Source organism: Colwellia sp. 20A7 (assembly GCF_009832865.1).
Taxonomy (GTDB): domain Bacteria; phylum Pseudomonadota; class Gammaproteobacteria; order Enterobacterales; family Alteromonadaceae; genus Colwellia.
Genome location: NZ_CP047130.1, coordinates 1,750,020 through 1,762,826, shown reverse-complemented (window position 1 = coordinate 1,762,826; position 12,807 = coordinate 1,750,020). Strand labels below are relative to the sequence as shown.

The 12,807-nt window shown below is 34.5% G+C and carries 10 protein-coding genes; 4 read left to right on the top strand and 6 right to left on the bottom strand.

What is annotated here, in order from left to right; translation table 11 throughout:
- Positions 1 to 105 precede the first annotated feature (105 nt).
- The 4 genes from cysK (at position 106) to can (ending at position 3,292) form a co-directional block, all read left to right on the top strand.
- Positions 106 to 1,101, top strand: coding sequence for a cysteine synthase A (gene cysK, locus GQS55_RS07600; RefSeq protein ID WP_159819415.1), 996 nt, complete (start codon positions 106 to 108; stop codon positions 1,099 to 1,101).
- 179 nt (positions 1,102 to 1,280) lie between these two features.
- The gene (locus GQS55_RS07595; RefSeq protein ID WP_236559792.1) at positions 1,281 to 1,688 is read left to right on the top strand and encodes a hypothetical protein; all 408 of its coding nucleotides are present in this window, start codon (positions 1,281 to 1,283) and stop codon (positions 1,686 to 1,688) included.
- 640 nt (positions 1,689 to 2,328) lie between these two features.
- Positions 2,329 to 2,505, top strand: coding sequence for a DUF2897 family protein (locus GQS55_RS07590; protein ID WP_159819411.1), 177 nt, complete (start codon positions 2,329 to 2,331; stop codon positions 2,503 to 2,505).
- Positions 2,506 to 2,689: 184 nt separating this feature from the next.
- Positions 2,690 to 3,292, top strand: a complete 603-nt coding sequence (gene can / locus GQS55_RS07585) for a carbonate dehydratase (RefSeq protein ID WP_159819409.1) — start codon at positions 2,690 to 2,692, stop codon at positions 3,290 to 3,292.
- Between the two features lie 59 nt (positions 3,293 to 3,351).
- Here the strand turns inward: can and hppD are convergent, their stop codons facing one another.
- The 6 genes from hppD to GQS55_RS07555 form a co-directional block, all read right to left on the bottom strand.
- Entirely contained in the window at positions 3,352 to 4,431 is a 1,080-nt protein-coding gene (hppD, locus tag GQS55_RS07580; RefSeq protein WP_159819407.1) for a 4-hydroxyphenylpyruvate dioxygenase, read from the bottom strand.
- Positions 4,432 to 4,711: 280 nt separating this feature from the next.
- Entirely contained in the window at positions 4,712 to 6,568 is a 1,857-nt protein-coding gene (locus tag GQS55_RS07575) for a DEAD/DEAH box helicase (protein ID WP_159819405.1), read from the bottom strand.
- Between the two features lie 542 nt (positions 6,569 to 7,110).
- Positions 7,111 to 8,490, bottom strand: a complete 1,380-nt coding sequence (locus GQS55_RS07570) for an ATP-binding cassette domain-containing protein (RefSeq protein WP_159819403.1) — start codon at positions 8,488 to 8,490, stop codon at positions 7,111 to 7,113.
- 690 nt (positions 8,491 to 9,180) lie between these two features.
- On the bottom strand, positions 9,181 to 9,849 hold the full coding sequence (locus GQS55_RS07565; protein ID WP_159819401.1) for a response regulator transcription factor: 669 nt from the start codon (positions 9,847 to 9,849) through the stop codon (positions 9,181 to 9,183).
- A gap of 199 nt (positions 9,850 to 10,048) precedes the next feature.
- Entirely contained in the window at positions 10,049 to 11,230 is a 1,182-nt protein-coding gene (locus GQS55_RS07560) for a porin (protein WP_159819399.1), read from the bottom strand.
- 232 nt (positions 11,231 to 11,462) lie between these two features.
- The gene (locus GQS55_RS07555) at positions 11,463 to 12,794 is read right to left on the bottom strand and encodes a DUF3422 family protein (protein ID WP_159819397.1); all 1,332 of its coding nucleotides are present in this window, start codon (positions 12,792 to 12,794) and stop codon (positions 11,463 to 11,465) included.
- Positions 12,795 to 12,807 lie beyond the last annotated feature (13 nt).

Below are 12,807 nucleotides of genomic sequence, written 5' to 3'. Positions count from 1 at the left end.
TTCCATAAAAGCATATAAGTTATAACAAAATATCACTTCTTTTTCTGTTATAAAGGACTAATCTTAGCAAATATACTTATGTGAAAGAAGTCAGAGGATCCCGCTATGTCTAATATATTTGAAGATAATTCAACCTCCATTGGAAATACTCCATTGGTAAAACTTAACCGTGTAATCGCTAGTAAAAACAGTGAAGGCACTCCTACAGCAACAGTTTACGCAAAAATAGAGTCAAGAAACCCTAGCTTTAGTGTTAAATGTCGTATTGGCTCAGGTATGGTTTGGGACGCAGAAGAAAAAGGTTTATTAGTTCCTGGTAAAGAAATTGTTGAGCCTACCAGTGGCAATACAGGTATTGCCCTTGCATTTGTTGCTGCTGCTCGAGGTTACGGTATTACGTTGACTATGCCAAGTACGATGAGTTTAGAACGTCGTAAATTATTAACTGCTTTAGGTGCAAAAGTTGAATTAACTGACGGCGCTAAAGGTATGAATGGTGCGATTGCTAAAGCCCAAGAAATTAAAGATTCTAACCCTGAAAAATATGTTTTATTAGGTCAGTTCGACAACCCAGCTAACCCACAAATTCATGAAAAAACTACGGGTCCTGAAATTTGGCGTGATACTGATGGTGCTATTGATATTTTAGTTGCAGGTGTAGGTACAGGCGGAACGATTACTGGTACTAGCCGCTATATCAAACTAACAAAAGGTAAAGCAATTCAAAGTATTGCCGTTGAACCAACAGATTCACCTGTTATTACACAAAAACTTGCTGGTGAAGATCTAACACCTGGTCCTCATAAAATTCAAGGTATTGGTGCTGGCTTTATTCCTGGTAACCTTGATTTAGATATAATTGATGGTGTTGAACAAATAACAAATGATGAATCTATGGCTATGGCTCATAGATTAATGAAAGAAGAAGGTATTCTTGCAGGTATTTCATCTGGCGCAGCGGTAATGGCTGCTAAACGTCTTGCTGAAAAACCAGAAAACTCAGGTAAAGTTATTGTTGCTATTCTACCAAGCTCAGCAGAGCGTTATTTATCTAGTGCTTTATTTAGTGATACTTTTTCAGAAAAAGAATTAGTACAATAAGCTTTATAGATATTTAGTAAAGCTAGTGAAATAACGGTTTATTTCACTTTATCTTTTAAAGGTGCTTCGGCACCTTTTTTATTGAATAGCCTATCAAGTTTGCGTTTATGCTAAGATTAATACTCGTTAGTTGGCTTAGTTAGTTTTACCTTATGTATAAGACACTTTCTTTAATATTCATGTTTATCATTTTTCTTCCTGCTTGTAGCGATGAAGACAGAATTATCGAGACTGATGATCCACAGCTTGTCGCCGTTGCTTTTTTTGAAGCCATATATAACGAGAAAAATATTATTAAAGCCGCTTCTGCTTGCTCACCTAAATTAGCTCGTTTGTTACTGCACTATAAAACACCACAATCTGTTGCCAGGCACTTGTTTAACATGTCATATGATAGGGTTACACAAATAGAGCCTGATGTCTCTGGCATAAAAATCAGAGAAATATTTAAAAATTCAACTGAAGTAACCGTTTATTTATCTGGTTATCAAGATGAAGACGTTATAAAAGATGTTAAGCGTCTTTCTTTAATTCAAAATGATAAAAATCAATGGATTATCGATAAAATATTAAAAGATCCTTTCTAAAAAAATCCATTTATCTTCACTGATAATTAACACTAAACACAAAGACGAGTTAAGATAATATCTACTTCTGTAGATGTTTCTCTTCTAAATTTTCATGTTTAGTAACAAAAGCTAGTCCTTCATTTACCTCGCTACTGAGTAACAATAATGCCACCATATCCTCATTAATTGATACGGTTGAGTTATGTTGTTCTTGAGCACACAGAGAAGTTTGAAAAGGTAATACCAGTTTCATTAATTAAGTGAACAATTTTATACGTAGAAAAAATTGCCAAATACAAGGCATTTATTTCAATAACTAGTTGTTCTAATTATTAAATAAATAACGATGTAGTTGGCGATTTTAGCAAGTAGGAATGATCACATAGTTAGTGAGATTGGTATAACATAAGTTATAACAAGTATTATTATAATAACAAATACGTTATATTCACTTATCGATTCGGGTAAAAAAAATAGCTAAAGCAAAGACTATGACCATCATAGTTAAAATAAGCTTTGTACTTAAATTTTCATTCATACATTTATCCAACAGTACTGATTATTATGTTTATTTAAAAAATAAGTAATTTGTTAAGGAGCTGTTTTATTATTACTATTTAACAATGGCTATTAGGATAAAATTCAATAAAGAGGTTTTATGTCATTATTTGGAATAGTTATAACTGTCATAGCATTAGGTTCAATAATTGGCAGCGTGTATTTTATAAGAAAAACGGCTCAAAAATTTAACTTAACTCCTGAGCAACTAGAAAAAGTCAAAAAACGTAATGATGAGTTAGACAAAGAAGAGGAAGAAGAAGAGAAAGATAAATAGTGAATTATTGATCTTTACCGACATAGTTAAAACTTTTAACCATGTCGAGCCTCACTCCGCTGTTATACACCTTTAAGATAATAGCTAGGTATTATTCTACTGGTAATACCATAAATATCTTTTACTAAATTAGTTATTACCATAAAATGTGGATAACTTAACTCAATCAATGTAACCAACAAATATGAGCACAATTGATCATTTATTTGAAAATAATAAACAATGGGCTGACAAAATCACAGCAGACAACCCTACTTTTTTCAAAAGTCTTTCCGAGCAACAATCACCTAAATATTTATGGATAGGTTGTTCGGATTCTCGCGTACCTGCAAATGAATTATTGGGCATGCTACCAGGAGAAGTATTTGTTCATCGTAATATTGCCAACCAAGTTGTTCATTCGGATCTTAATTGCTTATCGGTAATCCAATTTGCTGTAGAAATTTTAAAAGTAAAAGATATTATTGTTTGTGGTCATTATGGTTGTGGTGGTATTCATGCTGCTTATCATGATGAAAGCCATGGTTTAATTGATAACTGGTTGCGCCATATACAAGATGTATATCGCTTTAATCAGGCTAAATTAAATGATGTTAAAAGTGAAGCAGAGCGCATTGATTTACTTTGTGAGCTTAATGTTATTGAACAAGTCGCTAATATTTCAAATACAACCATATTACGTAGTGCATGGCTTGCTGAACAAAATGTAACCGTACATGGGGTAGTTTATAATTTACGTGATGGTATTTTAAAAGACTTGAATGTTTCTGTAAGTAGTAATAAATAAAATACAAAGCAGGATGACGACAATACATCATCATCCTGCTACATATAAAATATTAAAGTTTATAACGTGCCTCGCTCCATTTGATTTAACTCAATAGATTTAAACAAAGTAGAGAAATTACCTTCGCCAAAACCTTGATCATCTACCCGCTGAATCATTTCAATAAAAATAGGCCCAAACAAATTTTTAGTAAAAATTTGTAGTAAATAAGTATTTTCAGCTTGGCTATCAACTAATATTTGATGCGCTTTAATTTTTTCTTTATCTTCTTTAATCCAAGGAACACGATTAAATATTTCGTCATAATATTCTGGCACAATATGCAATGTTTCAACGATATTACGATCTAACTTATCTAAAGAACCCACTAAGTCATCGGTTATAAAAGCTAAGTGCTGTACACCTGGGCCATTATATTCATCCAGATATTCATCAATTTGATTATTACTATTACCCTTACCTTCATTAATAGGGATACAAAATTTTCCACAAGGTGATTGTAAGGCGTAAGAAATTAACGCACTTTTAATACCTTTGATATCAAAATAACGTACCTCAGTAAATCCAAAAATGTCTTTATAAAAATCAGCCCATACACTCATAGTGCCCTGATAAACATTATTAGTTAAATGATCTACAGCTAAGAACCCTTTATCTTCTACTAAAACAGGTGAGTCATGAGTGTCGAAATCAATATCATATATATTCCCTTTGTTTTTACTTTCCTTTTTTTGTTCTTTGATAAAATTATCTATAAAGTAAATTAGGCTTTTTCCAATACCAAAAATGGCTGGATAAGGTAACTTACCTATTTCATTTTTAGCTGACTTTGCACCACGTTTAAGCGCTTCTTTAAAAGCAAAGCCAGCATCATCAACACGCCACCCCATTGAACAAATTGCGGGTCCATGGCTAGTAGCAAACTCTTTTGAAAACCCCTTTATTTCTCTGTTAAGCAAGAAATGAATATCATTTTGATTAAAGTAATCTATATCAAGGCCTTTGAATTTTTTAGTCTTTGAAAAGCCAAAGCCATAGAAAACTTGCTCCATAAAATCAGAGTCGGGACTGGCAAATTCGATAAATTCTATGCCACATAGTTTTAACGGATTATGATTGATTAATGTTGTGCTATTCATTTTATAATCTCTTAATTTTGAAATTGTTACACCTTATTAAATTAAGTAAGGCGCTTATTGTTATAACTTCATTATCTAGAGGATTTAGCTATTACGGAAGGCTATGTTCAACAGTAAAAGTAAAGTGTACGTAAATGAATATTTACGTTAAATTCCATATAAATGGAACAAATATAAAGCAAATCTATGTATAGGCTTGATAGAGGATGTACTTAATTATTTACAGGCAATAAAAAAGGCGCTTAAAAGCGCCTTCTATTGAGTAATAAATTACAACAAATTAGTTTTGACGTTGTGGACGTTCACTACGACGACGTGGAGCTTGTTGTCTTTCAACTTGTTCTTCTGAAGCTGTGATAGCTAAAGGTTGACGACGTACACGTACACCTTTTAATTGTTTAAATAAATCATCAGGAATACCTTTAGGTAACTGTACAAAGCTATGCTTGTCATGCAAGTTTATTGCACCGATGTAGCTGCTATCTAATGAAATTTCATTAGCAATTGCGCCAACGATGTCACCTGGACGAGCACCATGTTCTTTACCAACTTCTAAACGGTAAGTCTGCCAATCAACATCATTACGATCTACTTTTGCTTTACGCGGCTTCTCATCACGTGAACCACGTTGGCTGTTACGATCGCCTCTGCTATCTGATCTAGCGTCACGACGAGAATCTCTACCACGGTCATTTCTATCACGACCATTACGCTCACCACGACCTTCTGAGCGAGTATCTGTACGAGCATCGCGGCGTGGTTTAGGATCTTCTTTCGGTTGGAATGGCTGTTTTAATTGCTTTTGGTATATTAACGCAGCAGCTAAATCTGTCATCGACATATCAGATTCACTTGCCATTGCTTCAACAATTTCACGCATAGCAGTTAATTCTTTTGACTCAATAATTTTAGCTATTTCATCACGAGCACGTTCAACACGTTTTTGACCTAACTCTTGTATGTTTGGTAATTCATACATATTCACTGTGCCTGAGGTTAAACGCTCATAGTGACGTAATGAATACATTTCACGTGGACGAACAAAAGCAATTGACATGCCTTCACGACCAGCACGACCTGTACGACCAATACGGTGAACATAAGCTTCATGATCACCAGGTAAATCGTAGTTAATAACTAAAGAAATACGAGGAATATCTAGTCCACGAGCAACAACATCAGTCGCTACCAATATTGATGACTTACCTGATTTCATTTGATCAATACAACGCTCACGTTGTGCTTGGTTAAGATCACCATTCAGGGCTAATGCAGGGTAACCCGCACGCTCTAATTTTTCAGCAACATCAACAGTATCATTACGCGTGCGTACAAAAATTATCATTGCATCGTAATCAACAATTTCAGCAATACGCTCTAAAGCGGTCATTTTAGTAATGCCACCTACTTTCCATGCATACTGTGTAATGTTAGCTTTAGCTTTTTTAACTGCTGCAATTTTAATATGCTCTGGATCTTTTAAGAAGCGATTCGCTATTTTACGAATGGCTGGAGGCATAGTTGCAGAGAATAAACACATTTGTGTAGTTTTAGGTAAGTGATCTAAAATCCACTGAATGTCTTCTAAAAAGCCCATGTTTAACATTTCATCAGCTTCATCAAGTACGCATACTTTTAAATCATCTAATTTAAGGCTTTTACGACGTAAATGATCCATTAAACGTCCAGGTGTACCAACAACAACTTGCGCACCGCGCTCTAATTGTTGAAATTGTGGACCGTAAGATTGGCCACCATACAATGTAGCAACACGTAAACCTTTCATGTTTTTGCCGAAAGATTCAATGGCTTCAGCTACTTGCATAGCTAATTCACGTGTAGGTGCTAAAACCATTAATTGTGGTTTTTTAATTGAAGTATCTACTTTTGCTAGTGCAGGTAAACCAAACGCAGCCGTTTTACCAGTACCCGTTTGTGCTTCACCTAGAACATCTTTACCTGCTAATAAAGGAGGAATAGTTTGTGCTTGAATATCTGTAGCAGAAGTAAAGCCAATAGAAAGAACTGCTGTTAATAAGTCTTGAGGTAGACCTAAAGAGTCAAAGGTAACAGCTAGTTTTTCTACTGCATCATTAGTTTGTTCATTATTATTTTCTGTGTTTGTTTGTTCAGTCATTTTAATTATCATCATTTTAAGGCAGGTGTTTAGAGCATCTCTAAGACACTTATAGAAAGACTTCTAATAAAGAAAAATTAGCAAAAAATAAAGAACAAAGAATAGCTCACCTTCACACATAACATTGTTATGGAAAGTGTACTGAATTGAATAAATTTTAAATTGCTAAGTCTTAACCTGCGTACATCATACGAGGAAACCACCAGGAAGACTTAAAGCGCATAGCGTAGGAACGCTATATTTCTGCTGAAAACGAAATGTTCAGCTGGGCAAGTCTATTGGGCGGAAAACCCCTACTCATATCGATGAGCTTATTAGTTTTTTGAGATTCTTTCTTTAAGAATATGACTAATAAGCTGAACACTATTTTTAAAATTAAGTGTTATCTATCATTTTGTTGATTTTACTTTGATATAAAAATCGGTTGAATCAACATCCCTTCATCGAGGGTGCGCATTATACACAAAGCATACCAGTTTACAAGTTATATTAATAAATCTCTTAATATAACTTGTAAATAGTCACTTTATCGCCCGAAAACCTTATAATGAGATATGTTGTGTGAATATAGGTAAATGCTCATCTTTACGATGACTCACCAATATCAACGTACTGTGCTTTTGTTGAACCAATATTTCTAAGAAATTAAGCACTCTATGACGATTAATTTCATCTAAACCTTGTGTAGGTTCATCTAATATTAATAAATAAGGCGATTTCACAAGCGCCCTAGCAATTAAAGCTAATCGCTGTTCACCATAACTTAACTCTTGAAACATCGCATGCTGACATGACAATAATCCCACCATATCCAGCCACTTTTGAGCTATTTCAATCTGATAGTTTTCAGGTTTTTGATATAAACCTACAGAATCAAATAAACCTGATAAAACTACAGTTAAGAGCTCTCCTTTTACCCGATATTGTCGATGGAACTCGGAGCTAACAATGCCCATATGCTCTTTTAGTTGCCAGATACTTTCACCTGAACCACGCTTAAAGCCTAATACTTCAATATCGTTACTATAACATTGTGTACAATCACCCGTTATAAGCTGCATTAATGTCGATTTTCCACTGCCATTTTTACCTGTTATTAACGTATGTTGTAAGGGCTTTATCGTAACATTTAGATTTTCAAATACGTTCACGCCACCATAGTGTACTTTACCATTAGTTAATTTAACTATGTATGGATGTTCATAATCAGACAATGAATTAATCGATTTCGGCCATTCAAGGTTATCGGGTTTCGGTGTAAGTAAAGCATCTAATTGACGTTTTGTTTCTTCATTATCAAATTCGCCTATAACATCAAGTTGTCCACGTTCAATAAAAGCAACTTTCTGGCACCAAGTTGGGATGTCTTGACGATTACTTAAAATCAGTAAGACATTAATATTTTGTTGTGGTAATAATGCTAATATTGTTGATAGTGCGTCACAAGAAGCTTCATCTAAACTGTCAAACGGGTTATCACACACCAATAAATCAACACCACTGAGTATTGCTTGTAAAATAAGTAACTTTCGCCCTTCTCCAGTACTAAGTTGTCGATACCCACTTTCTAATTTATGTTCTAAACCAAATTGAGTGATTAATGGGTCAGTTAACTTATCTTGAGGAAGAAAGTTCTTCGCTTGCGTACCTATATCATTACTATCAGTAAAATCTGTCGCATCCATTTTTAATTCATTTTCATAAATAACTTGTTGTGCTTCAAAAGAAACTATTCCAACTTTATTCGGCGTAGGTAAGTGGAAATGATCGACTGTGTAATCAGATAATTCCCCTGTTAATAATTGATCAAGATACTCTTTGCCAGATCCATTTCGCCCCAAAACACACCAAGTTTCATTGTTAGTGATTGTCCACTGCTTAATGCTGAGGTTTTCATGCTTAAAGTTAGTTATTTCTATCATTGTTATATTGAAACCTAAAGTCGATGGTTAAAATGAAAATTATTATAAATCATTAAAAGTAATGATTTAAGCGTTATATATTGGCTACCCAATCAACCTTAACTAGTTACTTACGTTTTTTTAACAGTAATGCAATATGTAAAGTTCAGAATAAGTTTTAACTTTTAAAAAATAATGATTATAAACTTGGAGAGATTAAATGAGAACGAATAAGGTAAAAACAAGTCAGCTTCTCGGCAATAGTAGAATAAATTAAAGCTTGATAGGCCTTTGTGTTGCATCAAGTTTTGTTACCCATAGTGCTTTAAGTACAGAAACATTATGGGCAGAAGATTCTAATGACATAACATTGGACACTAAAGGTGCTGTTTTTGTCACCCTTGATATAAATGATGTATGAATGATAGCTTCAGTTTATCTGAAATCAGTTAGTTGGGTTCTAGTGACTTATATTCGCTTCAAAGTGATGAAATTAGTTTTGTGTTAGTGAGTATTAATTTTAAGATCATTAGTGATGATATTGGAAAACTAAGCTAAATTGAGCTGTTAAATTGAATATTTCAATACAAAGCCCTTATCTCGATGATAAGGGCTTTTTTTTGATTGTTTTTCGTGTCTTGAAGTATACGTTAATAACCTTCAAGTGAAATAAGTTAGAGAGTTAGCTAATACCGCTAGCTCTAGTCAAAACTAACGCTTTAAATATTGATTGAAGTCGATATCACTACACCCAAGTACTACTTTCACTCGGTTAGATGCACCTAACTTTTTAAGAATTGATGAAACATGAGATTTTACTGTAGTTTCTGAAATATGAAGATTGAACGCAATTTGTTTATTAGCCTCGCCTTTAGTTAAGTGTTTTAACACAATCAATTCACGGCGAGTAAGTAAGGAGATATTTTCAGGTAAAACTTTATATTCTTTTGCTGTTGAGCTTGACGTTGTTGTTGTAGATTCGGAACGCATGATATCTGATGGTAAATAAACATTACCTTGAAAAACACTCTCTATTGCTTCACCAATAACATCTTTTGAAGAGGATTTAGAAATAAAACCCACCGCACCATAAGACAAGGTTTGCAAAACTTTTTGTTTTTCTTGCTCTGCTGAAACAATAACAACAGGCGTTGTCGGGCATTGATTACGTAAATCAAGTAAACCATTAAGGCCTGACATACCAGGCATATTCAAATCTAGAAGTATTAAATCAATTTCATCATTATCTTTAACAAAAGCTAGAGTAGAGTCAATATCTTCAGTTTCGTAAGTCGTTGATCCTGGAAATTTCATGCCAATAATATTAACAATGGCATCTCTAAATAGCGGATGATCGTCTGCGACCAAGATTTTATACATAAGGTAAAATACCGTAAAATGAGTAAGCTACTAGACTCTAGCAGTTTATTACCAACTAGTTAACCCTCCTATAGTTGTAAAAAACTCATCTTTTAGGTATAAAATATAATTTTAGCGTTATATTTGTTTAAAAAACATTATGTCTTTGGTTTTTAAGGAGTAGAAAACTATTTCCTACTCCTTGATTTAAATAACGATATTAGAAAGTGACCACAGCACCAATTGAGAAAGTATTGTTATCTTCTGCTATTAGTGAATCAGTCGCGTCTGCCTCAGTATTATTATATTCAACTACTGCAGTTAAACCTGGGAGAATTGTTCTAAAGTAAGCAATACCCGTATTACTATGGGTAGCATCACCTACAATACCAACAGTTTCAACATTACCACTGTTACTGGTTTCTGACTCACCATAAGTTAATACAATACGGTTATCATTCATTGTATAAGCTGCTTGAACTAAGTAACCCTCAGTTTCAATAGTGTCTGGCCCAACGATTTGATCTAAGCCAGCAACATGACCTAATCCTTCAGCACTGTAACCTGACACAGTTAATGATAAGCCAGCAATTTTAAAGTTAATACCATAGCCAACGCCAGTCTGATCATGTTCAACGTCATTTATTTCACTTGACTGAGTAACACCACTAACCCAAGCCTTTAACGAAGAGTCATCATTAAAGTTAGTGCTATACATTAATTCAGCTTCAAAACGAGGTAGCTCTTCTGAAGATCCAACACCAATTTTATTAGGATCCATAATGGCAACTGCTAACTTGAAGCCATTAAAATCGGGTGTTCTATAAGTGATTTGTGATTTTGGCATTGGGTAGGTATAACCTGTCGCAATGTTACCAAAAGAGACATTGTTACCATCGGCTAAGCCAAAGAAGTCAGATGTTTGACCAAAACCTAGCAACAATTCATCCCCAAGAATGTTAGCACGGTTATATAAACCAAAGTCTTTACCAATTAGTACTTCCCCGAAGTCACCGCTGATAGTGGCATAAAACTGACGAACATCAATTAATGAACCTGTGCCTAAATCAAGAGGAGATTCATCACGCACATTATCGGTGTCACTTAGTGATACCCAAAATGATGAACGCATAGAGATTTTTACATCATCAAGTTGTTTAGCGATATTGAAACCAATATTACTTGGTAAAAAGCCAGTACGGACACGTGATTGTGTGCGATCTGCTTCTACACCGGCAGCATCAGTTGTATCAATTGAACTATTAGAATAAAATACATTAACTAACCCGTCTGTGCTAAAGGTTATCCCGTCGTTATTGTATATTTCAACTGCAGCATTTGAGTTAAATGCTGCCATAGCTAATGTCGCAGTGATTAAGCTAATTTTGAATCGTTTAGTCATTTCATGCTTCCTTTTTTATCGTTATTAGAGTTCAATCATAATAAAAATAACCTTAAGCAAAGAGAATGAGTCAACTTATCGAAATTAATTGTGCTTTAGTCGTAAGTAAAAGTCTTACTGCTTTAGTAGGAGGAAAAATTAAGAAGTAGGATAACAATTAAGTTTACCTGCCACGGCATTTATTAATTACTCTATATTACATAGATTTAAATAAATTCATTATGACAATAATTCATGGGGCTTTTTTGACATAACGAATAGCAAGTCGCACAAATAACCACGTAATGAGTAAAAAAATTGGAACAGAAAAACCTTTCACGAGCGTTTTATTAAGCTCAAAACCTGCAAGAGTCACTGCATTAAGTACATAATCTAGCAACCCCATCAAGTAAAAAGCCATCGCCGCAACAGAAACACCTTCAACCATTTGTTGTAAACGCAATTGCACTTTACCACGTTGGTTAATCGCAGATAATAATTGTTGATTTTGTTGTTCAATGGTTAAGTCAACTCGAGTTCTCAGTAAACTACTTGCCCGAGCAATTCGACGTGTTAACCCTTCCAAACGAACAGATAATGCCTGACAAGTTCGAATACCGGGACTTAATCGTCGGGTAACAAATTCATTTATGCGTTCAATACCTTCAATGTCTGTTTCTTTAAGTTGTTCAAGTCGAGCACAAACTAACTCATAGTAAGCGTTTGTGGCACTAAAACGATAACTAATATCAGCGATCAGTTGCTCGGTATTTCCAGCTAAATCTGAGAGTTTATCAAGCATCTTACTATCATTTTTTTCACCAACACCTGCCATTTCCTGATTTATTTTGACTAAATCATTTTCCATTTGCGCCACCTTAGGTGATAAAGAGCGAGCAATAGGTAAACTCAAGAGTGCCATCACTTGGTAGGTTTGTATTTCTAACATCCGTTGTATTAACCGACCAGCTTGATAGCTATTCAGTAAATCACTTTGAATGATAATACGGTCAAAACCATCACTATGTACTCTAAAAGAAGCATAAACATTTGCTCTATTATCAGAAACACGACTTCCCAATATTTGATGTCCTTCAAATGCACAGTGTAATACTTCTTCTGAGATTTTATCTTTATTAATAATTAAATTTACCGCACTCACTAATTCACCAACAATATTGTCGAACCACTCTTGTGGCACAAACTCTGTTGCATAACCGTCGAAAAGGTATTCTCCTAGCCCTTTTCGAATAAAACTATAACTTGAAAACTCCAAATGACGTTCCCAACGTAATTCAAAACCACCAAAATCTTGATAATAGCAACTTGCATCGCGGCTAGGTGGGTTAACATTATAACGTTGGCATAAGGAATATATTTGCTGATATTCTTGTTCTTGATCCTTTTCGGTTAAACGAACCGCCATGTGCGTTATCGAAGTTGGTGCATAAACTTGTGGTGATGGTCTATTGTGTAGTTCTTGTGATATTTGCTGGCGTAGCGGAGAAACAACAATGTTTGCGCGCGTGGAATGACAATGCTTAACCGTTGCTTTTTTCGCTTCTGTATTGAGATTAGGTGTCATTAAGTTGTTCCAA